This is a genomic window from Lentzea jiangxiensis (genome assembly GCF_900104175.1).
GTDB lineage: Bacteria > Actinomycetota > Actinomycetes > Mycobacteriales > Pseudonocardiaceae > Lentzea > Lentzea jiangxiensis.
In genome coordinates this window covers 1,285,025-1,309,998 of sequence record NZ_FNIX01000001.1, presented here as the reverse complement: position 1 = coordinate 1,309,998, position 24,974 = coordinate 1,285,025, and the positions used below count along the sequence as shown (strand labels likewise).

The following is a 24,974-nucleotide window of genomic DNA, read 5'->3' as shown; positions in this document are numbered from 1 at the left end:
TCGGTGGACGCGCTGTGGTTTCCTGGGGTCGAAATGGAAGACGAAAGAATGATCCGCCTCTCGAAGCGGATGTCCAAGGCGCTCCGGCACCAGCCCGAGCGCGTCGGCCTGACCCTCGATCCCGCGGGCTGGGTCCCGGTGACCGACCTCCTGACCGCGCTCGGCATCTCCGAGGCCGACATGCTCGAGGTCGTGGCGCGCAACGACAAGAACCGCTTCACGATCGTGGGCGACCGCATCCGCGCGAACCAGGGCCACAGCGTCGAGGTGGACCTGGGCCTGCCGACGGCAACACCGCCGGACCAGCTGTTCCACGGCACGGTCGCGCAGCACCTCGACGACATCATGCGCGACGGCCTGCGCCCCATGTCGCGCCACGACGTGCACCTCTCCCCCGACCGCGAGACCGCGCGAAGGGTCGGCGCGCGGCGCGGGCGGCCGTTGGTGCTGACGGTCGACGCCAGGGCGATGCACGAGAACGGGCACGAGTTCCGGCTCAGCGCCAACGGGGTGTGGCTCACCCAGCACGTACCGGCGAGCTACCTGGCGACGCCGTGAAGCGGATCGTCGAGCGGGGGTACGACGCCATCGCGCAGCGGTACCTCGAATGGTCCGCGCAGATCGCCGACGATCCCCGGTTGCGCTACCTCGCGGAGTTCGACCGCCGGCTGCCCAACGGCGCGAAGGTGCTCGAACTCGGGTGCGGTGCGGGTGTGCCGTGCGGCCGGGAGCTCGCTGTGAGGCACGACGTGCTCGGTGTCGATCTGTCGCAGCGGCAGGTTGAACTGGCTCGCGCCAACGTTCCGGGGGCACGGTTCGAGAAGGGCGACATGACCGTCCTCGACTTCGACGAAGGCACGTTCGACGGTGTCGCGGCGTTCTACTCGATCCTGCACGTGCCGCAGGCCGAGCAGTCCGGGCTCATCGCGCGGATCGCGCGGTGGTTGAAGCCCGGCGGCCTGTTCCTCGCCTCACTGGGCACGGGCACGCCGGACGTCACCGAGAGCTGGCTCGGTGTGGAGATGTTCTTCGGCAGCAACACACCCGATGTGAACCGGGAGCTGCTCGCGGAGCACCTGGAGATCGTCGTCGACGATCTGGTGACCATGCACGAGCCGGAGCCGGCGATGTTCCACTGGATCATCGCCCGCAAGTGAGCTGAGCGGGTGGCGCCGTGCCCACGAAATGCCGCCATTCATCATCGGTCAAGCCCCTGCCTGCGGACGAACAAGCAGCCTTCACCCAGTTGTCCTCTGAGAGGTCCCATCGGCGCAGCGGTCTGTCGGAGACCGCTGTGAGGACGCTCCGATCGTCGGAAAAAGCCACGCCGATGCGGCCGAACCGCCCGCGTTGCTCGCTCAGCCGAAGTTGACCGACGAGTTCCCCGGTCACGAGGTTGGTGATGACAAGGACGTGGTCGCTGCGGAGTTGTGCGGCGATCTTCGAGTCGGGGCTGACGGCGAGTCCCGGCAAGTAGGCGGGGTCGCTCGGCACGGTGCGCCGCAGGAAGCGCCCGCTGGTGTCCCAGATCTCGATGGCGCCGTCGCGCTGAACGAACAGATCTCCGGCGGTGAAGACGACGGCATCGGCCTTGCCGCCTGGAAGCTGGTACACCTTGCCCGACAACGTGTTCACGAGGAAGACCGAATCTGGGAGCGCAATGGCTGCGGTCACCGCGTCCGCGCTCACCGCGGCGAGGTGACCTGCCGGTGGCCATCCCTGTTGATCCAGCCGGCGATCGACCTTGACGGTTCCCGTGCTCGACAGTTCACGGCCCGTGAAGACCTGCACGTCGCCGCGCTCGTTGACCGTGACCAGCCTGTGATCGTTGGCCGACACACCCATCGCAACCACGAACTCAGCGTTCACTAAGCCGTTCCACACAGAGAGTCGCTCGAGACCGTGTTCAGCCATCCACACCTCTCCAATACCATCAGGCATCTTCACGAGGAACAGCTTCTTACCGGTCGAGTTCCACACCAGCGGACCGAATCTGTTATCCGGACCGATGGAATTCCGGTACCACTGCACCGCCACGTCCGAGCCTGCAGCCACCGCGATCCCGCCATGCGCCGCCGCGATCCGCGGTGCCGGGCACGCGCTGCACGACAGAGGAGTGCGAATGATCGGCGTGGAACCGATGGGGGTGTTGCGCGTCAGGTCCCACAGCACGAGCCGGTCACGTGTCGCGGATACCAGGCGGTTGTTGTCGACCCCGAGGAACCCCACGAACGGCGTCTCACTGTTGCCGTCGAGCCGTGTCCGCTCACCGGTCACCGGGCCGGACATGTCGTAGACGTAGATCACGCCGGCATCAGCCACGGCCGTACGAGCGCCATCGTTGCTGATCGCCACCGCAGCAGGGTTGTCCCTGCCTGCCGGTAGCCGCACATCATGTGTGTCGAAGCCGAAAGCTGCCTGGCTCGTTCGCCACAGGCGGGTGTCGCCGTCTTTCGAGAAGCCGAAGTGGTTGCCGTCGTCCGACAAGCCTCCCCAAGAACCGTTCGCAGGGGCCGCGTTTCCCTGTACGACCGACGCTGTCTCCAACGTGGTGGGTGATCTGCGAACCCAGTCGTTGTAGGACACCTCCAGCAAAGTGAAATCATCGGGCAATCTCACCATGAGCACCGGAGAACTCGGATCGTTGCGCTCGACGACTCGATCCAAGTGATCATCGTGGACCACTCGTGTGGTGCGCGATAAGCCGTTCTCGTAGACCTCTGCCGATGTGGAAGTGCTGTACACAGCGGTGAACCGGCCCCAACGTGACACCGCGACCAAGCCACGCGTGAGGTCATCAGGTGTGTCGATCACCTGTGTGGCATCGGAACGCACTTCCCAGCGCAGTGTGTATCCCGCGGTGAAGGCCGCGATCACGTTGCCGTCGGCACTCGTCGCCACCGCGGTGACCGCCCTCGGACCGACCTTCCGCTCGGTACTGCGGAACTTGACCAGATCCCATCTCACGACGCGCCCGTCCGCTGTACCAGCCACCGCCACCCTGCCATCCGCGGACGTCGCCAGAGCGGTCACCTCGCCGCCCACCGGCAAATAGCGCTCGAGATGAGGACTCGTCGCCATCGTCTCGAACAGCGCCGCGCGTGTCTGGCCATTGGGCTCGACTCGGTACGCCTCTGCCGCGAGCACACGGCTCAGCCCCAGATCGGTGCGAAGGTTCGCCACGGCGGCTGAAGCGAGGCCGCGGGCGGTTGCTGTACGGGCCTGCGCGACCGCTTCATCCGCTTTTCCCACTGCGGTGTGCGCGGCGACCAGCAAGGCGACGGTAAGCACGACGAGGGTGGCGATAGCACCACCCGTCAACCACATGGTGCGACGGTGCAGGCGGATGTGGTCGCCGACAAGGTCGTCCTTCGGCACGCCTCTCACCGCACTGGCGATGTCGGCGACACAGTTGCGCAACCGCGGGTTCGAGTCGTGGACTTGCCCTGCTTCTCTCAGCCACCGCAAGTCGACCCAGCGGGGTTCCTCCCCCAGCGCTTTGCGGACCTCATGAGGAACGGCTTGGGCGTACTCGCCGGAGGTCAGCACAACGAGGATCCGCTGGGCAGACTTGTTCTCCAGCCACCACTTGAGCTCGCGCCCGACCCATTCAGATGCAGCGGCCTCCGGTGAGGCCAGCAAGATCAACCAACGCGATCGCCCCATTGCGGCTTCGAGCGACGACCACAGGCCGGGATTGGCCGAGAGGCTGCGATCATCGAGGAAAACCCTCGACGACCGCAGCCGGTAGAAGGGGTTGGCGAACCGCTGGATGCTGTGATACAGAGCGGGAGCGAGCTTGCCGTCCAGCGCGCGACTGTACGAAAGGAACGCGTCGTAAGCAGGTTCGTCCACCCGCCAGAGTCTGGCTACCCGAGCGACCTCGAACAATCACCGCATCGGGTAGTGCTACAGCAGCCAGAGGACGGCGCCGCCCACGGCGACGAGTGCCAGCACCAGCAGGACGACCGCCATGACCTTGGCGGTCTTCCACGTGGTGTAGACGCCACCGGCCAGGAAGCCCGCGAGGGCCAGCAGGCCGATGACGACGACTTCCTTCGGCATCAGAGAACGCCCTTGGTCGACGGGATGCCGCCGACGCGCGGGTCTGGCTCCACGGCCGCGCGCAGGGCGCGGGCGATGGCCTTGTACTCGGCCTCGGCGATGTGGTGCGGGTCGCGGCCGTACTCGACGCGCACGTGCAGCGCGATCTGGGCGTGGAAGGCGAGCGACTCGAAGACGTGCCTGTTCAGCACGAACGGGTAGTTGCCGCCGATCACGAAGCTGTTGAACTGCTCCGGTTCGCCCCTGTGCACGGTGTACGGGCGGCCCGAGACGTCGACCGAGGCGTGGGCGAGGGTCTCGTCCATGGGGATCCAGCAGTCGCCGAAGCGGCGGATGCCCTTCTTGTCCCCCAGCGCCTCGCGCAGCGCCTGGCCCAGCACGATCGCGATGTCCTCGACCGAGTGGTGGGCGTCGATCTCGACGTCACCGGTGGCGCGGACGACCAGGTCGAAGCAGCCGTGCACGCCGAACGCGGTGAGCATGTGGTCGTAGAACGGCACGCCGGTGCTGATCTCGACCTTGCCGGTGCCGTCGAGGTCGATCTCGACGTAGACCGACGACTCCTTGGTGGTGCGCTCCACCTTGCCGACACGACTCACCGGCTGACCTCCTTGCTGGCCGCGAGGAAAGCGTCGTTCTCCTCGGGCGTTCCGATGGTCACCCGCAGGTGACCCGCGATTCCGACGTCCCTGATGAGCACGCCGTGGTCCAAATAGGACTTCCACACCTCGCGTGCGTTCTCGAACCAGCCGAACAGCACGAAGTTCGCGTCCGAGGGCACGACCCGGAAGCCCATCGCGCCCAGCTCGGCCACGACCCGGTCGCGTTCCGCGGCCAGCAGGGCCACCGAACCGAGCGTCTCCGAGGCGTGCCGCAGCGACGCGCGCGCGGCGGCCTGCGTCAGCTGCGAGAGGTGGTACGGCAGGCGCACCAGCTGCAGGGCGTCGACGACGGCCGGGGCCGCCGCCAGGTAGCCGAGGCGGCCGCCCGCGAACGCGAAGGCCTTCGACATCGTGCGCGAGACGATCAGGCGCGAGCCGAACTCGTCGAGCAGCTTGATCGCGCTCTCCTGCGGCGAGAACTCGGCGTACGCCTCGTCCACGACGATCATGCCGGTCGAGGACGCGATCAGCAGGCGGAGGTCCGCGAGCGGGATCGACTGGCCCGTCGGGTTGTTCGGCGACGTCACGAAGACGACGTCCGGACGGGTCTCGGCGATGATCGCGGCCGCCTTCTCCACGTCCAGCGAGAAGTCGGGGCGGCGCGGGGTCGGCGACCACTCGGTGCGGGTGCCGGCGGCGATGATCGGGTGCATCGAGTACGACGGCTCGAAGCCCAGCGCCACGCGGCCCGGACCGCCGAACGCCTGCAGGATCTGCTGGAGGATCTCGTTCGAGCCGTTGGCGGCCCAGACGTTCTCCGACGTCAGCGTGACCGACGTCGCCTCCGTCAGGTACGCGGCCAGGTCCTCGCGCAACGCCACCGCGTCGCGATCCGGGTAGCGGTGCAGCTCTCCGGCGATCTCGGCGACCGCCGCGACGACGTCCGCCGCGAGGGCGTCCGTCGGCGCGTACGGGTTTTCGTTGGTGTTCAGGCGGTACGGGACGTCGAGCTGCGGCGCGCCGTAGGGCGTGCGGCCCCTCAGGTCCTCGCGCAGGGGCAGGTCGGACAGCTCCACCCTCGCGCCGACAACGGGCTTCATCGGGAGAACCTCGCTGTGACGGCCTGCCCGTGCGCGGGCAGGTCTTCCGCGTTGGCGAGCGCGACGACCTTGTCCGCGACCTCGCGCAGTGCTTCCTCGGAGTAGTCGATGACGTGGATGCCGCGCAGGAACGTCTGCACGGACAGCCCCGACGAGTGCCGCGCGCAGCCGCCGGTCGGCAGCACGTGGTTCGAGCCGGCGCAGTAGTCGCCCAGCGACACCGGTGCGTACGCGCCGACGAAGATCGCCCCGGCGGACCGGATCCGGGCGGCGACGGACCGGGCGTCGCGCGTCTGGATCTCCAGGTGCTCGGCGGCGTAGGCGTCGACCACGCGGACGCCCTCGTCCACGTCGGACACCAGGACGACACCGGACTGCTTGCCGCCCAGGGCGGTGCGGATGCGCTCGGCGTGCTTGGTCGCCACGACCTGCCGGTCCAGCTCGGCGTCGACCGCGTCCGCCAGCTCGGCGGAGTCCGTCACCAGCACCGAGGCGGCGAGCGGGTCGTGCTCGGCCTGGGAGATCAGGTCGGCGGCCACGTGCACCGGGTCGGCCGACGAGTCGGCGAGGATCGCGATCTCGGTCGGGCCCGCCTCGGAGTCGATGCCGATCAGGCCGCGCAGCAGCCGCTTGGCCGCCGTCACGTAGATGTTGCCGGGGCCGGTGACGATGTCGACCGGGGCCAGCTCCGCCCCGTCGGTGTCCACGCCGCCGTGCGCCAGCAGCGCCACGGCCTGCGCGCCGCCCACGGCCCACACCTCGTCGACGCCGAGCAGCGCGGCGGCGGCCAGGATCGTCGGGTGGGGCAGGCCGCCGAACTCGGCCTGCGGCGGCGAGCACACCACGAGCGACTCGACGCCCGCGATCTGCGCGGGGACGACGTTCATGACGACGGTGGACGGGTAGACGGCGAGGCCGCCGGGCGCGTACAGACCGACGCGCGCGACCGGCACCCACTTCTCGGTGACGGTGCCGCCGGGCACGACCTGCGTGGTCGTCTCCACCCGGCGCTGGTCGGCGTGCACGCGGCGGGTGCGCTCGATGGCCTCTTCCAGCGCCTCGCGCACGGCAGGGTCCAACGAGGACAAAGCGGACGAAATCTCCGACACGGGCACGCGGACGGAAGCGGGGCGGACGCCGTCGAACTTCTCCGTGTACTCGAGAGCGGCCTCGACACCGCGGTCGGCGACCGCGTCCACCAGCGGACGCACGTGATGCAGCACCGCGTCCACGTCCACCTCGGCGCGCGGCACAACGGCGCGCAACTGAGCGGGGGTCGTGGTACGACCTCGCAGGTCGATGCGGTTCAGCATGTCCTACAGCCTAGTTCCTGCGGAAATCTGTCAACGGTCACCCCGCTATCGGCGCTACTCAGCCCGTGACGCCCCGGCCACGCTCGGTCGAGCACCACTCCGTCGCAAACCCCTGCTGATGATGGAGGAACCATGTTCACCAAGCGCCGCGGCATGATCGCCGCAGTGCTCGGGTTCTGCCTGCCCGTGCTGGTCGCGGGCATGGCGGCACCCAGCAACGCCGACTCCGGCCGCTACCTGCTGGAGGTCACGGCGGACACGTCCGCCGAACGCACGCAGGTCGCGCGGATCGGCGTCGACGTGCTCGGAGCGACGAAGCTCACCACGGTCCAGGTCGTCGCCGACAAGGCCCAGTACCGCGCCCTGCAGGCGACCGGGCTGCCGATCAGGTACGTCGGTGACTTCGAGGACGAGCTGAAGAAGCTCGGCAAGGTCCAGTTCGCGGACCCGCAGCCGGGCCAGGTCGGCACCCAGGACTTCCCGTCCGGCTACACCGGCTACCACAACTACGCGGAGATGACCGCGGAGCTGCAGCAGACGGTCCGCGACCACCCGACCCTGGCGAGCCTGCGCAGCATCGGCAAGAGCTACCAGAACCGGGACATCTGGGCGCTCAAGGTCAGCGACAACGTCGCGTCCGACGAGAGCGAGCCGGAGGTGCTGTTCGTCTGCGGCCAGCACGCCCGCGAGCACCTCACCGTCGAGCAGTGCCTGCAGATCATCAAGCGCTACACCGACAACTACGCCACCCCGGCGGTCAAGAACCTGGTCGACAGCCGCGAGGTCTGGCTCGTCCCGATGATGAACCCGGACGGCGCCGAGTACGACATCGCCACCGGCTCGTTCCGCGGCTGGCGCAAGAACCGCCAGGGCAACGGCACCGACCTCAACCGCAACTGGGGCTACAAGTGGGGCTGCTGCGGCGGTTCCAGCGGCACCAGCACGTCGGACACCTACCGCGGCACCGCGGCGTTCTCCGCGCCGGAGACCGCCCGCATCCGCGACTTCGTGAACTCCCGCGTGGTCGGTGGCGCGCAGCAGATCAAGACGTTCATCGACTTCCACTCGTACTCGGAGCTCGTGCTGTGGCCGTACGGCTACACCCGCGCGGACACCGACACGGGCCTGAACGCCGACGAGGCGCGCGCGTTCCAGACGCTGGGCCGGCAGATGGCCGCCACCAACGGCTACACGCCGGAGCAGGCGAGCGACCTCTACATCACCGACGGCAGCAGCGACGACTGGATGTGGGGCCAGCACAAGATCTGGGCCTTCACGTTCGAGATGTACCCGGCGAGCGGCAGCGGCCTGAACGGCTTCTACCCGCGCGACACGGTCATCGGGACGCAGACCGCCCGCAACGACCGCGCCGTCGACCTGCTGATGAGCTACTCGGACTGCGTGAAGCGGGTCATCGGGCAGACCTGCTGATCCTCTCCACCGCCTGATCGACCTCTTCGGGGGTGACGAAGTAGTGCGGGGAGGCCCGCACTACCTCGTCCAGGCCCCGCCGGGTCATGTCGATCAACGTCGACCCGCGCTGCGACACGGTCACGGCGACGTTCTCCCGCCACAGCCGGTCCTTGAGCTCCACCGCGGGCACCACGTCGCTGGTGAACGTGACGATGCCGGACCGCCGTTCGCCCAGGTCGCGCACGGTGATGCCGGGAATCGCGGCGAGCCCCTCCCGCAGGCGCCGGGCGCGGTCGCCCACCTCGGCCTCGATCACGTCGAGGCCCTTGGCCAGCGCGTACCGGGCAGCGGCGATCATCCCCAGCCGGTCCGCGACGCTGAACTCCCACAGCTCGAACACCCCCGCGTCGTCACGCGGCTCGAAGCGGTCCGGCGCGACCCACTCGGCGGCGCTGTGGTCGATCAGTCTCGGCCGCAGCCTCCGGCGGACCTCGTCCCGCACGACCAGCGCGCCCGTGCCACGGGGGCCGCGCAGCCACTTGCGGCCGGTGCAGACGAGCATGTCGTAGTCGACCGCGCCGAGGTCGATCTGCCCGGTCGACTGGCACGCGTCGAGCAGCACCAGCGCGCCGGCCTCACGGGCCTTCGCGGTGATCTCGCCGACCGGGTTGACCAGGCCGCCGTTCGTGGGCACGTGCACCAGCGAGATGAGCTTGACCCGTTCGTCCAGGTCGAGGGCCTCGACGTCGACCTGGCCGTGCCGGTCGGACGGCATGACCTCGACCGTCGCGCCGGTCTCCTGCGCGCGGCGCAGCATCGGCACGGCGTTGCCGCCGTACTCGACCTCGGTGATGAGAATGCGGTCGCCCTCCGCGAGCGGCACGGCGTCGAAGGCCGTGAGCCACGAGCGGGTCGCGCTGTCGGTGAACGCGACCTCGGACGGCTCGCAGCCGAAGAGCTCGGCCAGCACGCCGTACCCGGCCTCGAGGTCGTCGCGGCGTTCCGCGGCGGCCCGGTAGCCGCCGATCTCGGTCTCCCGGCGGAGGTGCCCGACCACCTCGTCGACGACGGGAGCGGGTGGGATCGAGGAACCGGCGCTGTCCAGGAAGATCAGGTCGCTCACGGTTCGCACTCTGCCACGAAATAGGCTCGTCGCATGGTGGAGATCCCCTACGGCAAGCGCATGAAGCCGCGGTACGTGCGGTTCCTGATCATCACGGCGGTCGGGATCGCGCTGGTCGCGTTCGGGCTGGACATCCCGTGGCTGCTCATCACGCTGATCGTCCTGGGCGTGCTGAACGCCGTGGTGTGTGCGGGCGCTCTCTACGTGCTGACGAAGCAGCCGCACACCATTTCCGCCGACGAGCTGCGGTTGCGCCAGCTGGGGTTCTTCGACTGGCGCATCCCGACTGCGGACCTCGGCGCGGCCCGGATCGCCGAACGCGGCCACAAGGGGCAGCGCAGCGTGGAGGTGATCGGGGACGCGCTCGTCATCCAGTCGCTGACCAGGACGAACGTGTCCGTGCCGTTCCGCGAGCCGCAGCTCGTCGACCTCGGCAAGACGGGCGCGAAGCGGGTCGAGCGCGTCGAGTTCTGGGCGGACGACCCCGAGCGCGCCGTCCGCGAGATCAACGCCCGCACTACTTAGGCTCCCACTTCTCCAGGTTCCACCACGGACCCCAGGCAAGTGCGCCGTAGGAGTTCGCGTCGACCACGGGCTGGTAGCCGTTCCACGAGTCGCGCAGCACGTACGCGTGCTCGGGGAAGACCAGCACCACCATCGACGGCGCGGCCACGAACGCCTGCTGGAAGAGCTTGTACGCCACCGCCCGCTGCGCCGGGTCGATGAGCTCGCGGCCGTTCTCGATCGCCGCGTCCGCCGCCGGGCTGCCCTGGCCGCGCAGGCCGTGGAGCATCAGGTCCGGGTCGAACGGCGAACCCTCGCCGTAGAGCAGGGCGTCCTGGTCCATCCGCGGGCGGATCGCCTCCCACGACAGGCCGGCGAGCTGCACGTCCACGCCCACCGCCCTGGCGTCGGCCGCGAACGCCGTCGCGAGGTCGGCTCGCAGGTCGTCGCCCAGCGGGTACATCAGCGTGAAGCGGGCCGCCACGCCCTCGCGGACCCGGATGCCGTCCGCACCGGGCGCCCAGCCGGCCGCGCCGAGCAGCCTCGTCGCCTCGTCCTTGTCGAACCGGAACCTCGCGGACGGGTCGAACTCCTCGGCCAGCGCGTCGGGCACGGGCGTGTAACCGATGGTGCCCTTGCCGTCGAGCAGGCTGTCGATCATGCCCTGGCGGTTCGCGGCGAAGTTCAGGGCGAGGCGGACGGCGGCGTTGCCGGTGACCGGGTTCGCCGCGGGCAGCCGCACCGCGCGGTAGTCGGCGCTGCGGTGGTACCGCACGGTGAGGCCCGACCTGCCGGTGAACTGCTCGGTGGTGTTGGGCGGCAGCACCGTGCCGTCGAACTCGCCGTCCTGCATGCGGCGGGCGCGCTGGTTGTCGTCGGTGACGAAGACGACCGTCACCTTCTTCACCTTGGGCGCGCCGTCGAAGTAGCTCTCGTTGCTCTCCAGGAGCAGCCGGTCGCCCTTCTTCCACTCGGTGACCTTGTACGGGCCGGTGCCGACCGGCTGGCCGTCCGGGTTCGCCTGCTCGCTGGGCAGGATGCCGAGCACCAGCAGGTGCGGGAACGCGGCGTGCATCTGCGTCAGGGTGAAGCGGACCGTGGACGGGTCGAGCTGCTCGACGCTCTTCAGCGTGCTGAACCGCTCCTTGACCGGGTTGCGCAGCGCCGCGGTGTAGGTCGCGACGACGTCCTCGGCCCCGAACGCGCTGCCGTCGGTGAACTTCACGTCCCCGCGCAGCTTCACGGTCCAGCTCAGGCCGTCCGCCGCCGGTTCGGGCAGGTCGGCCGCGAGCCGCGGACCGAGCGAGCCGTCCTGGCGGTGCTCGACCAGGCCGTCGTAGATCTTGGACACGCCCTGCGCGCCGTAGCCGAGCAGCGGGTTCAGCGTCGTGGGTTCATCGCGGTCGGCCAGCACGATCGACGTGCCGTTCGACCCTCCGTCCGGGCGGGGCGTGGCGGTCTCGGTGCAGCCCGCGACGGCCAGCAGCACGACTAGGAGCAGTGGGGAACGCACGTCCCGGACCCTACAGTGATCCCCATGCGCATCGCCGTGAGTCAGATCAGCTCCACGACCGATCCCCGTTCGAACCTGGAGCTCGTCCGCGACGCGGTGCGCCGGGCCGAGGACGCGCGGGTCGTGGTGCTGCCCGAGGCCACGATGTGCCGCTTCGGCGTGCCCCTCGGGCCCGTCGCCGAGCCCCTGGACGGCCCGTGGGCGTCCGCCGTGCACGAGATCGCCGCCGCGCACGACGTCGTGGTGGTGGCCGGCATGTTCACGCCTTCCGGCGACCGGGTGGCGAACACGCTGCTGGTGACCGGGCCCGGCCTGCACGTCGGGTACGACAAGATCCACCTGTTCGACGCGTTCGGGTTCCAGGAGTCGCGGACGGTCGCGCCCGGCTCCTCGCCGGTGGTCTTCGAGGTCGACGGCGTGACCCTGGGTGTCGCGACCTGCTACGACATCCGCTTCCCCGAGCTCTTCCGCGCGCTCGCGGACAAGGGCGCGTCCGCCGTGCTGGTCGGGGCGTCGTGGGGCGCCGGGCCGGGCAAGAAGGAGCAGTGGGAGCTGCTGGTGCGGGCCCGCGCTCTCGACTGCACGTCGTACGTCGTGGCGTGCGGACAGGCCCATCCCGGCGACCTGGGGTCGTCCGCGCCGACCGGCATCGGGTACTCGACGGTCGCGGACCCGTTCGGCGACGTCGTCGTGCAGCTGTCGGACCAGCCGTCCGGCACGGTCGTCGACCTGGACCTCGCCGTGGTCGAGCGGGCTCGCGAGGTGCTGCCCGTGCTGGCGAACCGGCGCTTGACCTCCAGTTAGGTCGAGACCGCAGGATCGGGACATGACTCTTCCCGAACTGCCCGGATTCGTCCGCGACCGCAAGGAGATCGACGGCTTCGAGCTCTACCGCACCGTCGGCGCGTCCTCTTCGGACAAGCCGGTGGGGTGCGTCGTCCTGGTCACGATCGACACCGACGACGAGGCCGCCGCGCGGGGGTTCGTCGACGCGGTCTTCGTGGCACTGGCGAGCGAGCCGAACCCGCACCCCGGCGGCATCTCCGCCGCCTTCCACATCCGCGAGGACGGCAGGCAGGTCATCAACTACGCGGAGTGGGTGAGCGCGCAGGACCACGCCGACGCGCTGGCGAACGGCGTCGGAGTCGGCTCCGCCACCGCCGACTGGCGCCGGGCGCAGACGTTCCCCGGCACCCGGCAGGGCGGTTTCGTGCGCTACCGGCCGCGCGGCGAGTGACCCCCGCCGGGCGGCCCGCCTCGGGGGTGCGGGCCGCCCTTGCGCTACTTCAGGTCCAGGCCGAGGTCGAGCGACGGCGACGAGTGCGTCAGCCCGCCGACGGCCAGGTAGTCCACGCCCGTCTCCGCGTACGCGCGGGCCACGTCCAGGGTGAGCCCGCCGGACGCCTCCAGCTTCACGCCCTCCGGCCTGCGCGCCACGGCCCGCGCGCACTGCTCGGGCGTGAAGTTGTCCAGCAGCACCAGTTCCGCGCCTTCGGCCAGCGCCTCGTCGAGCTGCTCCAGGCTGTCGACCTCGACCTCCATCAGCAGTTCCGGCGCGTGCGCACGCGCCGCGCGGATCGCGGCACCGACCGAACCGGCCGCGGCGACGTGGTTGTCCTTGATCAGGATCGCGTCGCCGAGGCCCATCCGGTGGTTGACGCCGCCGCCCGCCCTGACCGCGTACTTCTGCAGCAGGCGCAGACCCGGCAACGTCTTGCGCGAGTCGCGGACGGCCGCACCGGTGCCCTCGACCGCCTCGACCCACAGCGCTGTCCGCGAGGCGATGCCGGACAGGTGGCAGATCAGGTTCAGCGCCGTGCGTTCGACGGTGAGCAGGCCGCGCGTCGAACCCCTCAGCACCAGCGCGGGTTCGCCGGGCACGGCCTTGTCGCCGTCGGAGGCCTCGTGCAGCACCTCGATCTCGGGCAGGTAGCGCTGGAAAGCCGTGCGGGCCACGGAGACGCCGCACAGCACGCCGGCCGCCCGGGGAGTGATCTCCGCGGTGGCGACGGCCTTCTCCGGCACGGTCGCGAGCGTCGTGGCGTCGAGGCCGTAGCGAAGGTCCTCCTCGAGCGCGAGCTGGATGACCCGGTTCGCGTCGTCCCAGTCGATGCCGCTGTCGACGCTGCCCTCGGTGGTCATGCGACACCCTCCACCAGAACGGGATCGGCCAGAACGGGCTGACCGGTCGGGGTGAGCCGGACGAGCTGGCTGCGCTGCCACGCCGGGGAACGCTCGGTGAAGTCCGTGCGGACGTGGCAGCCGCGCGACTCGGTGCGTTCCTGCGCCGCCGCGATCAGGGCGCGGGCGGCGATGGTCAGCGCCGCGTCCTCGACCAGTTCGCGCGACTCCAACTGCTTGTCCACAGTGGACACGTCGAGCACCGAGCCGACGACGGCCAGGCCCTCGGCGTCCCTGCCGATCGCGGCGTAACGCGACATCACGCGCTGGAGCATGTCCCTGTCCGCCACCGGTGCCGTCGGCAACACGGGGTCGACGGCGCGGGCGGGTGCGATCAGGCCGATGGCGAGGTCGGCGGCCACGGTCTCGGCGGCGCGGGTGCCGCAGACCAGGCCTTCGAGGAGGCTGTTGGACGCCAGGCGGTTCGCGCCGTGCAGACCGGTGCGCGCGACCTCGCCGACGGCGTACAGGCCGGTCACACCGGTGCGGCCGTCGACGGTGGACACCACGCCGCCGCACGCGAAGTGCGCCGCCGGGGCGACCGGGATCGGGTCCACGGCCGGGTCGACGCCCACGGAGACGCAGGCCGCGTGGACGGTCGGGAAGCGGGAGGCCATGTCCCGCAACGACGTCGCGTCGAGGAAGACGTGGTCGTCGACGCCTCCGGGGCCCGCCGCCATGTGCCGGGTGATCGCGGCCGCCACGACGTCGCGCGGGGCCAGGTCCTCCAGCGGGTGCACGCCCTTCATCACGCGGGCGCCGGTCGCGTCGACCAGCACGGCACCCTCACCGCGCACGGCCTCGGTGACGAGCGGGCAACGGCCTCGCGCGCCGCGTCCGGTGTAGAGGACGGTCGGGTGGAACTGGATGAACTCGACGTCCGCCGCCAGAGCGCCGGCGCGCAGAGCCAGTGCCAGGCCGTCACCCGTCGCCACGGAGGGGTTCGAGGTCGCCTGGTACATCTGGCCGATGCCACCGGTCGCCAGCAGCACGGCGGGCGCGGTGAGCACGCCGGGCACGCCGTTGCCGTCCAGGACCAGCAGTCCGGCCACGGCACCGAGCGGCGTCTTGACGGCGTCGACCGCGACGTGGTTCTCCAGCAGGGGAACCCGTCCGTCCACAGTGGCCTTGAGCAGCGCGCGCTCGACCTCGGCGCCGGTCGCGTCACCACCGGCGTGCACGACGCGGAACGCGCTGTGGCCGCCTTCGCGGGTGCGTTCCAGCAGGCCGTCCGGCTTGGCGTCGAACACGGCACCGCGCTCGCGCAGCCGGGCGACGGCCGCGGGGCCGCCGGTGATGATCGCCGCGACGGCCGTGTCGTCGCAGAGGCCCGCGCCCGCCGTCAGCGTGTCCTCGATGTGCTTCGCGACCGAGTCGCCGGGGTCGTGCTGGTCCTCCAGGACGACGGCGACGCCGCCCTGCGCCCAGCGCGTGTTGCCGTCGTCGCCCGCGGCCTTCGTGACGACCATGACCCGAAGTCCCAGCTCACGAGCCCGCAGTGCGGCGGTGAGACCCGCCACGCCCGTGCCGACCACGATCAGGTCGGCTCGCGCCTCCCAGCGCGCGGCCATCACTCACCGCCGCCGGGCTGGCCGATCTCGATCATGCGCTGCACCGCACCCCGGGCGCGCCGGGCGGTCTCCAGGTCGACGTGCACCTCGTCCAGGCCGTCGCGCACGCACCGCAGCAGCGCCGCCGGCGTGATCATCTTCATGTAGGTGCACGACGCGCGGTCGTTGACGGCGCGGAAGTCGATCTCCGGCGCGGCCTTGCGCAGCTGGTGCAGCATGCCGACCTCGGTCGCGACGAGCACCTTGCGGGCGTTCGTGCTGCGCGCGGCGGTGATCATGTCGCCGGTCGAGAGGATCTTGACCTTCTCAGCCGGCACGATGCCCTCGCCGCTCAGGTACAGCGCGCTGGTGGCGCAGCCGCACTCCGGGTGGATGAACAGGTCGGCGTCCGGGTTCGCGGCGGCGCGCTCGGCCAGCTCGGGGCCGTTGATGCCGGCGTGGACGTGGCACTCACCCGCCCAGATGTGCAGGTTCTCGCGGCCGGTCTCGCGCTTGACGTGCGCGCCCAGGAACTGGTCCGGGCAGAACAGCACCTCGCGGTCGGCGGGGATGGAGCGCACCACGTCGACGGCGTTCGACGACGTGCAGCAGATGTCGGTCTCGGCCTTCACCTCGGCCGTGGTGTTCACGTAGGACACGACGACCGCGCCGGGGTGCTGCGCCTTCCACTCGCGCAGCTGCGCGCCGGTGATCGAGTCGGCGAGCGAACAGCCCGCGCGCTCGTCCGGGATGAGCACCGTCTTCTCGGGGCTCAGGATCTTCGCGGTCTCGGCCATGAAGTGCACGCCGCAGAAGATGATGGTCCGCGCGTCGGACTGCGCGGCGATCCTGCTGAGCGCGAGGGAGTCGCCGGTGTGGTGGGCGATGTCCTGGATCTCGGGCAGCTGGTAGTTGTGCGCCAGGATGACGGCATCCCGCTCCTCGGCGAGGCGCAACACCTCGTCCCGCCATGCTGCGTCCGGCTCGACTCCGCCGTACACACCCGACGCGGTTCGCTCCACGATTGCGGTAGCGACCATCACTGCCTCCTCGATCCGGGGTTTTCGCCTATTGGTCGAAAACGTGGCCGATAGTATCAGCCGAGTGGCCGGTGTGGGACATGAAGTTCTGGCAGCTGTGCTGCGGGTGAGAGGTGCGTCACTCCAGGTCATGCTGTGGGAGCGCGCACGGGAACCACACGCTCACCGCTGGTCGCTGCCCGGTGGGGAGCTGCGGGTCGACGAGGACGTGGAGTCCTCCATCCGCCGTCAGCTGGCGGAAAAAGTCGACGTGCGACAGTTGTCACACGTCGAACAGCTGGCCGTCTTCAGCGCACCGGACCGAGTTCCCGGCCCCCGCGTCGTCGCGACCGCGTTCCTCGGGCTGGTCCCCTCGGACGTCGACCCCGAGGTCCCCTCGGACACCATGTGGCACTGCGTCGACGAACTCCCCGCGATGGCGTTCGACCACGCCTCGATCGTCGGACGGGCGCGGCACAGGCTCGGCTCGAAGCTGTCGTACACGAACCTCGGTTTCGCCCTGGCACCACCGGAGTTCACCATCTCCCTGCTGCGCGACCACTACTCCGCCGCACTGGGCTACCGCGTCTCCGCGACGAACCTGCAACGCGTGCTCTCCCGCCGCCTGCTGCTGGAACCGACGGGCGGCACCGCACCCCCCGGCCCGTCCGGGGGCAGGCCGGCCGCCTTGTTCCGGTTCAGCGCCAAGGGAATCAAGGTGACCGATCCGTTCGCCGTGCTGAGGCCGCCGGGATCCGGCCGTCCAGCAGGCGGAGTAGCCACCCCGTAACGTTGCACGCGTGGCAGAGACGCTTCCGTTGTTCCCCCTGGGTACCGTGCTGTTGCCCGGGGCGTCCCTGCCGTTGCACATCTTCGAACCGCGTTACCGCCAGCTGGTCGTCGACCTGATGACCGGCTCGCTGTTCGGCCGCACCTTCGGCGTCGTGTGCATCAAGGAGGGCTGGGAGGTGGGCGCCGACAACGTCCGCTCCCTGCAGGACATCGGCTGCTCGGCCGACCTCCTCGACGCACGTCCGCTGCCCGAGGGGCGCTTCGACATCGTGACGCGCGGGGTGCGGCGGTTCCGGTTGCTGGACGTGGACACCACCACCGCGCCTTACCTGCTGGCGCACGTCGACTACGTGGACGACGCCCCGGTACCGGAGGCGGCCCAGGAGGTCGTGCCCATCCTGGAACGCGGGGCCCGTGCGGCTCACGAGCGGTACTGCGGGGCGGCATGGCACCAGGAGGACTGGTCCTCCCCCGCCGACGACGTGGACCTCGGCGCGTTGTCGTACCTGCTGGCCGCGGACTGCCTGCTGCCCGTCGACGACCGGCAGCGGCTGCTGGAGGAGAGGTCGCCGGCCCGCCGCTTGCGGCTGGTGCGGCGGATGCTGCACCGGGAGACCGGGATCTTGAGCACCTTGAAGGCCGTTCCGGTGCCGTTGACGGAGTTCGGGCACGTGCCTTCGCCCAACTAGGCGGTTCGGCCGGGAGTTCGCGCCGGGAGTTCGCGCTGGGCGCGGGCGGACCCGAAAGCCCGGCCTCGATGGCCGGCGGCTGAACGCACATCCGACCGCCCGGTCGACCTGCTCGGTGGCGGTCCTGGCTGGAGTGTGCCCCTTCGCGCAGCCGTGCCCATTTCGCATGCTGCCCGTTGAGCAGGCCGTACAGCTCTCGCCTGGCCGCTCCGGAAGACGCGTGCGGTTCCACGCCCACCGCGGCCACCTCCGCATCCTCCGCAGCCCCGTTGAGCCGCATCCCGGAGCACCGCTCAGCCCATCCGTGACCCACCGATCGTCGGATCGTTGAATTGTGGTCTTGTCGGATTGTTCAACAATCCAATACGCTGAGTCCCACATCACATTCGACCACTCCTCCACCACGCTGCGAGGTGTCGCATGAGCACGACCACGACCGAGGACACAGGCCGGTTCGCCTGGTTCCGCAGTCTCGGCCAGAAGGGCAGGCGCGCGTTCATCGGCGCGTTCGGCGGCTATGGGCTGGACTCGTACGACTACTGGGTTCTGCCGTTGAGCCTGGTCGCGATCACCGGCTACTTCGGCCTCACCAAGGCGGAAGCGGGCCTGCTGGGCACGAGCACGCTGCTGATGAGCGCCATCGGCGGCGCGGTGGCGGGCGTCATGGCCGACCGGTTCGGGCGGTCGAGGACGCTGATCATCACCGTCGCGGCGTACGCGTTCTTCACCGTGCTGTGCGGCTTCGCGACGAACTACGAGACGCTGCTGGTCTTCCGGGCGTTGCAGGGCCTCGGTTTCGGTGGCGAGTGGGCGGCCGGGGCGATCCTCGTGGCCGAGTACTGCAAGCCGAAGTACCGCGGGCGCACGGTGGCGTTCATCCAGAGCGCGTGGGCCGTGGGCTGGGGGCTCGCCGTCGTCGTCAACACGCTGGTGGCGAGCTTGGCCGATCCCGCCATCAGCTGGCGGGTCATGTTCTGGACGGGCGCGCTGCCCGCGGTCCTCATCTTCTACGTGCGCCGCAACGTCGACGACGCTCCCGAGGTCAAGGCGCAGCCCAGGGCGCGCGGGACGTTCCCGAAGATCTTCCAGGGGCCGATCCTCAAGACCACGCTGTTCGCGGCGTTGCTCGCAACGGGTGTGCAGGGCGGGTACTACACGCTCGCCCTGTGGTTGCCGGCGTTCCTGCAGACCGGGCGCGGGCTCACGATCATCGGCACGGGCGGGTACCTCGCGTTCCTCATCACCGGTGCGTGGATCGGGTACGTGTGCGGCGGCTACCTGACGGACCACCTGGGGCGCAAGAAGACCTTCACGCTGTTCGCGGTCGCCAGCGCGTTGCTGATCGTGGCGTACACGCAGATCCCCAACGGTGCCAACACGTTGGTCATGTTCCTCGGTTTCCCGCTCGGGTTCTGCATGTCCGCCATCTTCAGCGGGTTCGGCAGCTACCTCAGCGAGCTCTACCCGACGCAGCTGCGCGGCACGGGGCAGGGCTTCACCTACAACCTCGGGCGCGCGTTCGGCGCGGTGTTCCCCGGGCTGGTCGGGTTCATGGCCGACCGGCTGGGCATCGGCGGTGCGATGCTGTTCGGGGCGGCCGCGTACGGGATCGCCGTCGTCGCACTGGTCTGGCTGCCGGAGACGGTCAACAAGGAGCTCGAATGACGACCGCGGGACAGGCGCCGGGACAGGCGCAGGCCAACCTCGTCGCCATCCCCGGGGACTGGGCGTACGACTTCCTCCTCTTCACCCACCGCAACCCCAAGCCGTGCCCGGTGCTCGACGTGCTGGACGCGGGCGAGACGGTCAGCGCGCTCAAGCGGGACGCCGACGTGCGCACGCACGCACCGCGCTACCGGGTCTGGGAGAACGGTGAGCTGACAGCGGAACCGGAGGACGCGACCGGGTTCTGGCGCGACGACCTGGTGACGTTCCTGATCGGCTGCAGCTTCACGTTCGAGACCGCCCTCGTGAACGCGGGGGTGCCGCTGCGGCACGTCGAGCAGGGCAGGAACGTCTCCATGTTCGTCACGGACATCCAGTGCCGGCCCGCCGGGAGGCTGCACGGACCGATGGTCGTGTCGATGCGCTGGATCCCGGAGTCCCTTGTGGACGTGGCGCACAAGGTCACGGCGCTCATGCCTTCGGTGCACGGGGCGCCGGTGGGCGCCGGCGACCCGAAGATGCTCGGGATCTCCGACGTCGGCGTACCGGACTTCGGCGACGCCGTGGAGCACGAACCCGGTGACGTGCCGGTGTTCTGGGCGTGCGGGGTGACCCCGCAGGCGGTGCTGATGAAGTCCAGGCCGCCGTTCGCGATCACGCACGCGCCGGGGCAGATGTTCGTGACGGACATGCCCGACTTCGCCTATCGGGTCGGATAGGCCACCACGAGGGCGGTGCTTCAGCCGAGGCGCCGCCCCAGGTCGTCCAGGCCGTTCCACGCCGCGCAGCAGCCGTAGGCGAGAGCCGCGCCCAGCGGCCACGCGAGGATTCCCCACCACGTCTCCAGGGCCGGAGCCACGAGCAGGGTGTCGTTCGCCTTGATCGTCGACGGCATCGGGTAGCGGCCGGCGGCCAGCGAGCCGCCCAGGTACTGCGCGAACCAGGCCGCGCCGAACGAGCCCGCGGTCATGCCGAGCATCGCCACGGGACCGCGCCGCTGCCGCAGCAGCCACACCGAGATGCCGGTGACCACGCCCGCGCCGAGACCGATCAGCACGAACACCATCAGCGCGTCGAGCCGGTGGTAGCTCTCCACGCCGATCGGGTAGAACTTGCCGTCCTGCGCCGAGACGATCTTGAGCTGCGCCGGGGCGAGCCACGACCACAGGCAGGCCGCGGGCAGCCCGGCCGCGAACGTCGTCAGCGCGACCACCAGGCCCGGCAGCAGGTCCCGCTTCACCACCACCTTCGGCCGTGGCCGGAGGTAGTAGTGGTAGACGTACGGCGGCTCCGGCACGGGTTCGGTGCTCACCGGCGCTGCGTTCTCGTCCATTCGCGAGAGGTTACTACCGAGCGGACCCGGTCTCCCCGTGGCGGCTGCAGCGCGCCGTCCAGCCGTCCGGGGTCACCTGGACGACCATGCGGCGCGCACACTCCCCGCAGTACCTGGGCGGATCGATCATCGACAACCGCTGACGGCAGAACGCGTGGTCGCCGTCGGCTTCCTCTTTGCCGCAGAAGGAGCAGTACACGGTAGTGATCATCACAGGGTCTGGCTCAGCGCCTTGATGGGCATCGACAGCTCCTCGAGCATGTCGAGGTCCTGCTGCGCCGGGCGGCCGAGGTTCGTCAGGTAGTTGCCGACGATGATCGCGTTGATGCCGCCGAGCATGCCCTGCTTCGCGCCCAGGTCGCCGAACGTGAGCTCACGGCCGCCCGCGAACCGCAGGATCGTGCGCGGCAGGGCGAGGCGGAACGCGCCGACCGTGCGCAGCGCCTCGGCGCCCTCCACGACCGGGTAGTTCTCGTACGGCGTGCCGGGGTTCGGGATGAGGAAGTTCAGCGGGACCTCGTCGGGCTCCAGCTCGGCGAGCTGCACGGCGAACTCCGCGCGCTGCGCCAGGGTCTCCCCCATGCCGATGATGCCGCCGCAGCAGACCTCCATGCCGGCGTCGCGGATCATCCGCAACGTGTCCCAGCGCTCCTCCCAGGAGTGCGTGGTGACGACGTTCGGGAAGTGCGAGCGGGCCGTCTCGAGGTTGTGGTTGTAGCGGTGCACGCCCATCGCCACGAGCTCGTCGACCTGCTCCTGGGTGAGCATGCCGAGCGAGCAGGCGATCTGGATGTCGTTGCCGTCGGCGCGGATGGCCTTGATGCCGTCGCGCACCTGCGAGAGCAGCCGCTTGTCCGGGCCGCGCACGGCCGCGACGATGCAGAACTCGGTCGCGCCGGTGTCGCGGGTCTGCCGCGCCGCGCGGACCAGGCCCGGGATGTCGAGCCACGCCGAGCGCACGGGCGAGGGGAACTGGCCGGACTGCGAGCAGAAGTGGCAGTCCTCGGGGCAGCCGCCGGTCTTGAGCGAGACGATGCCCTCGACCTCGACCTCGGGGCCGCACCAGCGCTCGCGGACCTCGTGCGCCAGTGCCAGCAGCTCGGGGATCCGGTCGTCGGGGAGCTCGAGCACCTTCAGCACCTGGGCCTCGGTGAGCCCGACGCCTCGTTCGAGCACCTGCTCACGAGCCTCGTCGAGCACGTCGATCTGTTCCGGTGCTGCGGTCACGGTCTCTCCTCCTCACTGTGGCCTGGCGTGCACTATGCCGCACTGGATCCTTCATCGTGGAGCGACGTAGGTCACTGGACCGCGAATTGAGCCGCGAACGTCTCCGGGTCGAACTCGCCCCCGAACCAGGGTGAGAACGCTCTCCTGGCCACCCGCAGGAAGTCCACGGAGCCGAGCTTCGTCACACCTTGCGGCAGCGCGCCGAGCAACGGGGCACCCGCCGCCTCGGGCAGGTCGGCCAGGTTCGTGAGGGACGCGAGGTCGGGGTTCGACGGCCAGCTGCCGACGACCACGCCGATCGACTCCAGCCCGCGCCGCTGCAGTGCCTCCGCCGTCAGCGCCGTCGCGTTCAGGGTCCCGAGCCCGGCCTGGGCCACGATCAGGACGGGCGCGTTCACGGCCCACGCGATGTCGGCCAGGGTCGACCCGGCCTCGTCGAACCGCACCAGCACCCCGCCGGCACCCTCGACCAGCACCAGGTCGTGGGTCTCGTCGAGCTTCGTCACCTCGGCGGCGACCTCCTGGGGGCGCAGGGTGGCCATGCCCGCGCGTCTGGCCGCGGTGGCCGGCGCCAGCGGGTCGGGGTACCTGACCAGCTCACGCGTCGTCACGTCGCCCGCCAGCCGCGCCACCTCCGCCACGTCGCCGGGCTCGCCGGGCAGCAGACCGGTCTGCGCGGGCTTGAGCACCGCGACCCGTCTTCCCTCTGCCCTGGCCAGCGCCGCGATGCCCGCGGTGACGGCGGTCTTGCCGACCTCGGTCCCGGTTCCGGTGATCACCAGCACGCTCACGAACCATCACCTTAGGACGTCACCTACCGTGAAGGCATGACTGAGCAACCGATCGTGATGTACGGCGCCGAGTGGTGTGGTGACTGCCGCCGGGCCAAGTCCTGGCTGACCCGCAACAACGTGCCGTTCACCTACGTCGACGTCGCGAACGACGACGCGGCGCGTGATCGGGCCGTCGAGCTCTCCGGACGTCAGAACATCCCCGTCCTGGTGCTGCCGGGCGGGGACGTCCTGGTCGAGCCGACCGACACGCAGCTCGCGGCCGCGATCGGCGTCCAGCCCTCGTCGTAGAGGCGCACGGGGGCGTCGTCGTGGCTCTCAGCTCTTGCCGTGCACACCGATCGGCGCGCCCTCGTGAACGCTCCACACGCCGAGGACACCCTTGGTCGCCTTGCTCGTGAGGAACAGGTCGCCCTGGTGGTGGATGACCTCCCACCGCTGCTCCACGCGGCCGGCGCAGTCCCACATCTGGAGCCTGCCGCCCTCGACGCCGAGCTCCTCCGGGGCGACCTCGAGGCACTTGCCGTTGGCCTGGTTGACGATGTACGCGCCGGCGCCGATCTCGGGGAGGTGGTCGTAGCGCCACTGCTGCTCGTCACCGGCGAGGCCGCACGTCCACATCTGCACCTTGCCGCCGTCGCGGTCGATCTCCTCCAGCGCCGCGTCGAGGCACCTGCCCGTCCCGGGGAGGCTGATCGTGCCGCCGCGGCCCGAGCCGTGGAGCTTGGGGAACGTGACGGGCTCGGCGGACGCCCGCGCCGGCACGACGAGAACCGCGGCGAGCAGGACGACCGCGCCCAGGGCGGCCGGGAGTTTCCCCATGAGGTGTCACGTTAGCGGGCGGCGGCCACCACGGCGGCAGCGATCTGGGCCACGTCGTCGTCCGTGCTGACGAACGGCGGCATCGTGTAGACGAGGTCGCGGAACGGCCGCAGCCACACCCCGGCGTCCACGGCGGCCTGTGTGGCGCGTGCCATGTCCACCGGCTCATTCAGTTGCACGACGCCGATAGCGCCCAACACGCGCACGTCCCGAACGCCGGGCAAGGCGCGCGCGGGCGCGAGCCCCTCGGACAGCCCGGCCGAGATGCGAGCGACCTCTCTCCTCCAGTTCTGGGACAGCAGCAGGTCGATCGACGCCAGCGACACCGCCGACGCGAGCGGGTTGCCCATGAACGTCGGCCCGTGCGCGAGCACCGGCACCTCGCCCTTGCTGATCCCGTCCGCCACCCGTGACGTGCAGAGGGTGGCGGCCATCGTGAGGTAGCCGCCCGTCAGCGACTTGCCGAGGCACATCACGTCCGGGCTGACGTTCGCGTGGTCGGCGGCGAAGAGTTCGCCGGTGCGGCCGAAGCCCGTGGCGATCTCGTCGAACACGAGAAGCACGTCGTGTGTGTACGCGAGCTCTCGCAGCACGTGCAGATATCGCGGGTCGTGGAACCGCATGCCACCGGCACCCTGCACGACGGGCTCGACGATGATCGCGGCCAGCTCGTCGGCGTGCTGCTCGACGAGGTCCGCGAGGTGCTGGACGTAGGCGGTGTCCATTTCGGCCGGCGGCGCGTCCGCGAACACCTGGACCGGCAGGATTCCGCGCCAGAGCGAATGCATTCCGCCGTCGGGGTCGCACACGGACATCGGGTTGAACGTGTCCCCGTGGTACCCGCCGCGCCACGTCATCAGGCGGCGCTTCTCCGGCCGCTTGCGCGACCGCCAGTACTGCAGGCACATCTTGACCGCGACCTCGACCGACACCGAGCCCGAGTCGGCGAGGAAGACGTGCTGCAACGGCTCGGGGGTGATCTCGACGAGCTTCGCGCTCAGCCGGATGGCGGGCTCGTGCGTGAGCCCGCCGAACATCACGTGGCTCATCCGGCCGAGCTGCTCGGTGACGGCCGCGTCGAGCACCGGGTGCCGGTAGCCGTGGATGGCCGCCCACCACGACGACATGCCGTCGACCAGCTCCCGGCCGTCCGCGAGGGTGAGCCGGACACCCGAGGCCTCCGAGACGAGCAGCGGTTCCCGGGTGCCCGGCATCGGGCCGTACGGGTGCCAGACGTGCGCCTGGTCGAGCTTCAGCAGGTCGTCCACCCGC

At 70.2% G+C, this 24,974-nt stretch carries 27 protein-coding genes; 11 read left to right on the top strand and 16 right to left on the bottom strand.

Annotated elements, in window-relative coordinates:
- Positions 1 to 33: 33 nt before the first annotated feature.
- Complete coding sequence (locus BLQ91_RS06490) at positions 34 to 558, top strand: RNA 2'-phosphotransferase (protein ID WP_090095662.1); 525 nt, start codon at positions 34 to 36, stop codon at positions 556 to 558.
- Positions 555 to 1,157, top strand: a complete 603-nt coding sequence (locus tag BLQ91_RS06485) for a class I SAM-dependent methyltransferase (protein ID WP_090095661.1) — start codon at positions 555 to 557, stop codon at positions 1,155 to 1,157. Before BLQ91_RS06490 ends, BLQ91_RS06485 begins: the two co-directional genes overlap by 4 nt.
- On the opposite strand, the gene BLQ91_RS06480 is transcribed toward BLQ91_RS06485, so the two are convergent.
- From BLQ91_RS06480 to hisD, 5 genes are read right to left on the bottom strand one after another with little or no spacing between them, the layout of a single operon-like run.
- The gene (locus tag BLQ91_RS06480) at positions 1,141 to 3,855 is read right to left on the bottom strand and encodes a TIR domain-containing protein (protein WP_090095660.1); all 2,715 of its coding nucleotides are present in this window, start codon (positions 3,853 to 3,855) and stop codon (positions 1,141 to 1,143) included. The two genes, BLQ91_RS06485 and BLQ91_RS06480, sit on opposite strands and share 17 nt — an antisense overlap.
- A gap of 54 nt (positions 3,856 to 3,909) precedes the next feature.
- Positions 3,910 to 4,065, bottom strand: a complete 156-nt coding sequence (locus tag BLQ91_RS41075; RefSeq protein ID WP_176959583.1) for a hypothetical protein — start codon at positions 4,063 to 4,065, stop codon at positions 3,910 to 3,912.
- The gene (gene hisB, locus BLQ91_RS06475) at positions 4,065 to 4,664 is read right to left on the bottom strand and encodes an imidazoleglycerol-phosphate dehydratase HisB (RefSeq protein ID WP_090095659.1); all 600 of its coding nucleotides are present in this window, start codon (positions 4,662 to 4,664) and stop codon (positions 4,065 to 4,067) included. Before hisB ends, BLQ91_RS41075 begins: the two co-directional genes overlap by 1 nt.
- Complete coding sequence (locus BLQ91_RS06470) at positions 4,661 to 5,767, bottom strand: histidinol-phosphate transaminase (protein WP_090095658.1); 1,107 nt, start codon at positions 5,765 to 5,767, stop codon at positions 4,661 to 4,663. The genes hisB and BLQ91_RS06470 overlap by 4 nt, the downstream gene beginning before the upstream one ends.
- The gene (gene hisD, locus BLQ91_RS06465; RefSeq protein WP_090095657.1) at positions 5,764 to 7,080 is read right to left on the bottom strand and encodes a histidinol dehydrogenase; all 1,317 of its coding nucleotides are present in this window, start codon (positions 7,078 to 7,080) and stop codon (positions 5,764 to 5,766) included. Before hisD ends, BLQ91_RS06470 begins: the two co-directional genes overlap by 4 nt.
- A gap of 132 nt (positions 7,081 to 7,212) precedes the next feature.
- Here hisD and BLQ91_RS06460 point away from each other — a divergent pair, with 132 nt between their 5' ends.
- Positions 7,213 to 8,511 (top strand): M14 family metallopeptidase, encoded by a 1,299-nt coding sequence (locus BLQ91_RS06460; RefSeq protein WP_090095656.1) that lies wholly within the window; start codon positions 7,213 to 7,215, stop codon positions 8,509 to 8,511.
- On the opposite strand, the gene BLQ91_RS06455 is transcribed toward BLQ91_RS06460, so the two are convergent.
- Positions 8,492 to 9,616, bottom strand: coding sequence for an aminotransferase class V-fold PLP-dependent enzyme (locus BLQ91_RS06455; protein WP_245733169.1), 1,125 nt, complete (start codon positions 9,614 to 9,616; stop codon positions 8,492 to 8,494). The genes BLQ91_RS06460 and BLQ91_RS06455 overlap by 20 nt on opposite strands.
- Before the next feature lie 33 nt (positions 9,617 to 9,649).
- Here BLQ91_RS06455 and BLQ91_RS06450 point away from each other — a divergent pair, with 33 nt between their 5' ends.
- Positions 9,650 to 10,141, top strand: coding sequence for a hypothetical protein (locus tag BLQ91_RS06450; protein WP_090095654.1), 492 nt, complete (start codon positions 9,650 to 9,652; stop codon positions 10,139 to 10,141).
- Here BLQ91_RS06450 and BLQ91_RS06445 read toward each other — a convergent pair.
- Entirely contained in the window at positions 10,134 to 11,633 is a 1,500-nt protein-coding gene (locus tag BLQ91_RS06445; protein ID WP_090095653.1) for an ABC transporter substrate-binding protein, read from the bottom strand. The genes BLQ91_RS06450 and BLQ91_RS06445 overlap by 8 nt on opposite strands.
- A 24-nt stretch (positions 11,634 to 11,657) precedes the next feature.
- Between BLQ91_RS06445 and BLQ91_RS06440 the strand changes: the two genes are divergently transcribed.
- Both BLQ91_RS06440 and BLQ91_RS06435 read left to right on the top strand, forming a co-directional pair.
- On the top strand, positions 11,658 to 12,437 hold the full coding sequence (locus BLQ91_RS06440) for a carbon-nitrogen hydrolase family protein (protein WP_090096041.1): 780 nt from the start codon (positions 11,658 to 11,660) through the stop codon (positions 12,435 to 12,437).
- A gap of 22 nt (positions 12,438 to 12,459) precedes the next feature.
- Entirely contained in the window at positions 12,460 to 12,870 is a 411-nt protein-coding gene (locus BLQ91_RS06435; RefSeq protein WP_090095652.1) for an antibiotic biosynthesis monooxygenase, read from the top strand.
- A 44-nt stretch (positions 12,871 to 12,914) separates the two neighbouring features.
- Here BLQ91_RS06435 and nadC read toward each other — a convergent pair whose 3' ends face one another.
- From nadC to nadA, 3 genes are read right to left on the bottom strand one after another with little or no spacing between them, the layout of a single operon-like run.
- Positions 12,915 to 13,775: a carboxylating nicotinate-nucleotide diphosphorylase gene (gene nadC / locus BLQ91_RS06430; protein WP_090095651.1), complete on the bottom strand. Its 861-nt coding sequence runs from the start codon at positions 13,773 to 13,775 to the stop codon at positions 12,915 to 12,917.
- Complete coding sequence (locus BLQ91_RS06425) at positions 13,772 to 15,385, bottom strand: L-aspartate oxidase (protein WP_090095650.1); 1,614 nt, start codon at positions 15,383 to 15,385, stop codon at positions 13,772 to 13,774. Before BLQ91_RS06425 ends, nadC begins: the two co-directional genes overlap by 4 nt.
- Positions 15,385 to 16,404 carry a quinolinate synthase NadA gene (nadA, locus tag BLQ91_RS06420; RefSeq protein ID WP_090095649.1) on the bottom strand — a complete coding sequence of 340 codons (1,020 nt, stop codon included), beginning with the start codon at positions 16,402 to 16,404 and terminating at the stop codon, positions 15,385 to 15,387. Before nadA ends, BLQ91_RS06425 begins: the two co-directional genes overlap by 1 nt.
- A gap of 100 nt (positions 16,405 to 16,504) precedes the next feature.
- Here nadA and BLQ91_RS06415 point away from each other — a divergent pair, with 100 nt between their 5' ends.
- The 4 genes from BLQ91_RS06415 (at position 16,505) to BLQ91_RS06400 (ending at position 20,248) form a co-directional block, all read left to right on the top strand.
- The gene (locus tag BLQ91_RS06415) at positions 16,505 to 17,173 is read left to right on the top strand and encodes an NUDIX hydrolase (protein WP_281199312.1); all 669 of its coding nucleotides are present in this window, start codon (positions 16,505 to 16,507) and stop codon (positions 17,171 to 17,173) included.
- A 10-nt stretch (positions 17,174 to 17,183) separates the two neighbouring features.
- Positions 17,184 to 17,864, top strand: a complete 681-nt coding sequence (locus tag BLQ91_RS06410; RefSeq protein ID WP_090095648.1) for an LON peptidase substrate-binding domain-containing protein — start codon at positions 17,184 to 17,186, stop codon at positions 17,862 to 17,864.
- Positions 17,865 to 18,284: 420 nt separating this feature from the next.
- The gene (locus tag BLQ91_RS06405; RefSeq protein ID WP_090095647.1) at positions 18,285 to 19,529 is read left to right on the top strand and encodes an MFS transporter; all 1,245 of its coding nucleotides are present in this window, start codon (positions 18,285 to 18,287) and stop codon (positions 19,527 to 19,529) included.
- Positions 19,526 to 20,248 (top strand): putative hydro-lyase, encoded by a 723-nt coding sequence (locus BLQ91_RS06400; protein WP_090095646.1) that lies wholly within the window; start codon positions 19,526 to 19,528, stop codon positions 20,246 to 20,248. The genes BLQ91_RS06405 and BLQ91_RS06400 overlap by 4 nt, the downstream gene beginning before the upstream one ends.
- Positions 20,249 to 20,268: 20 nt before the next feature.
- Here the strand turns inward: BLQ91_RS06400 and BLQ91_RS06395 are convergent, their stop codons facing one another.
- The 4 genes from BLQ91_RS06395 to bioD all read right to left on the bottom strand — a co-directional run bounded on the left by BLQ91_RS06395 (position 20,269) and on the right by bioD (position 22,880).
- The gene (locus BLQ91_RS06395; RefSeq protein WP_090095645.1) at positions 20,269 to 20,862 is read right to left on the bottom strand and encodes a DUF2567 domain-containing protein; all 594 of its coding nucleotides are present in this window, start codon (positions 20,860 to 20,862) and stop codon (positions 20,269 to 20,271) included.
- Between the two features lie 13 nt (positions 20,863 to 20,875).
- Positions 20,876 to 21,070: a biotin synthase auxiliary protein BsaP gene (bsaP, locus tag BLQ91_RS06390; protein WP_425412437.1), complete on the bottom strand. Its 195-nt coding sequence runs from the start codon at positions 21,068 to 21,070 to the stop codon at positions 20,876 to 20,878.
- Positions 21,071 to 21,072: 2 nt separating this feature from the next.
- Positions 21,073 to 22,089, bottom strand: coding sequence for a biotin synthase BioB (gene bioB, locus BLQ91_RS06385; RefSeq protein ID WP_090095644.1), 1,017 nt, complete (start codon positions 22,087 to 22,089; stop codon positions 21,073 to 21,075).
- 71 nt (positions 22,090 to 22,160) lie between these two features.
- Complete coding sequence (gene bioD / locus BLQ91_RS06380) at positions 22,161 to 22,880, bottom strand: dethiobiotin synthase (RefSeq protein ID WP_090095643.1); 720 nt, start codon at positions 22,878 to 22,880, stop codon at positions 22,161 to 22,163.
- Positions 22,881 to 22,916: 36 nt separating this feature from the next.
- Here bioD and BLQ91_RS06375 point away from each other — a divergent pair, with 36 nt between their 5' ends.
- Positions 22,917 to 23,171, top strand: a complete 255-nt coding sequence (locus BLQ91_RS06375) for a glutaredoxin family protein (protein ID WP_090095642.1) — start codon at positions 22,917 to 22,919, stop codon at positions 23,169 to 23,171.
- A gap of 27 nt (positions 23,172 to 23,198) precedes the next feature.
- On the opposite strand, the gene BLQ91_RS06370 is transcribed toward BLQ91_RS06375, so the two are convergent.
- Both BLQ91_RS06370 and BLQ91_RS06365 read right to left on the bottom strand, forming a co-directional pair.
- Entirely contained in the window at positions 23,199 to 23,702 is a 504-nt protein-coding gene (locus tag BLQ91_RS06370; RefSeq protein WP_090095641.1) for an RICIN domain-containing protein, read from the bottom strand.
- 11 nt (positions 23,703 to 23,713) lie between these two features.
- A complete protein-coding gene (locus BLQ91_RS06365; RefSeq protein ID WP_090095640.1) occupies positions 23,714 to 24,970 on the bottom strand; it encodes an adenosylmethionine--8-amino-7-oxononanoate transaminase in 1,257 nt (418 codons plus the stop codon).
- Between the last annotated feature and the right edge of the window lie 4 nt (positions 24,971 to 24,974).

What these genes read in the sequence shown, in the direction of transcription:
- BLQ91_RS06490 (WP_090095662.1), top strand. Translation starts at nt 34, where the DNA reads ATGGAAGACGAAAGAATGATCCGCCTCTCGAAGCGGATGTCCAAGGCG.
- BLQ91_RS41075 (WP_176959583.1), bottom strand. Translation starts at nt 4,065, where the DNA reads ATGCCGAAGGAAGTCGTCGTCATCGGCCTGCTGGCCCTCGCGGGCTTC.
- BLQ91_RS06470 (WP_090095658.1), bottom strand. Translation starts at nt 5,767, where the DNA reads ATGAAGCCCGTTGTCGGCGCGAGGGTGGAGCTGTCCGACCTGCCCCTG.
- hisD (WP_090095657.1), bottom strand. Translation starts at nt 7,080, where the DNA reads ATGCTGAACCGCATCGACCTGCGAGGTCGTACCACGACCCCCGCTCAG.
- BLQ91_RS06460 (WP_090095656.1), top strand. Translation starts at nt 7,213, where the DNA reads ATGTTCACCAAGCGCCGCGGCATGATCGCCGCAGTGCTCGGGTTCTGC.
- BLQ91_RS06450 (WP_090095654.1), top strand. Translation starts at nt 9,650, where the DNA reads ATGGTGGAGATCCCCTACGGCAAGCGCATGAAGCCGCGGTACGTGCGG.
- BLQ91_RS06440 (WP_090096041.1), top strand. Translation starts at nt 11,658, where the DNA reads ATGCGCATCGCCGTGAGTCAGATCAGCTCCACGACCGATCCCCGTTCG.
- BLQ91_RS06435 (WP_090095652.1), top strand. Translation starts at nt 12,460, where the DNA reads ATGACTCTTCCCGAACTGCCCGGATTCGTCCGCGACCGCAAGGAGATC.
- nadC (WP_090095651.1), bottom strand. Translation starts at nt 13,775, where the DNA reads ATGACCACCGAGGGCAGCGTCGACAGCGGCATCGACTGGGACGACGCG.
- BLQ91_RS06425 (WP_090095650.1), bottom strand. Translation starts at nt 15,385, where the DNA reads ATGGCCGCGCGCTGGGAGGCGCGAGCCGACCTGATCGTGGTCGGCACG.
- nadA (WP_090095649.1), bottom strand. Translation starts at nt 16,404, where the DNA reads ATGGTCGCTACCGCAATCGTGGAGCGAACCGCGTCGGGTGTGTACGGC.
- BLQ91_RS06405 (WP_090095647.1), top strand. Translation starts at nt 18,285, where the DNA reads ATGAGCACGACCACGACCGAGGACACAGGCCGGTTCGCCTGGTTCCGC.
- BLQ91_RS06400 (WP_090095646.1), top strand. Translation starts at nt 19,526, where the DNA reads ATGACGACCGCGGGACAGGCGCCGGGACAGGCGCAGGCCAACCTCGTC.
- BLQ91_RS06395 (WP_090095645.1), bottom strand. Translation starts at nt 20,862, where the DNA reads ATGGACGAGAACGCAGCGCCGGTGAGCACCGAACCCGTGCCGGAGCCG.
- BLQ91_RS06375 (WP_090095642.1), top strand. Translation starts at nt 22,917, where the DNA reads ATGACTGAGCAACCGATCGTGATGTACGGCGCCGAGTGGTGTGGTGAC.
- BLQ91_RS06370 (WP_090095641.1), bottom strand. Translation starts at nt 23,702, where the DNA reads ATGGGGAAACTCCCGGCCGCCCTGGGCGCGGTCGTCCTGCTCGCCGCG.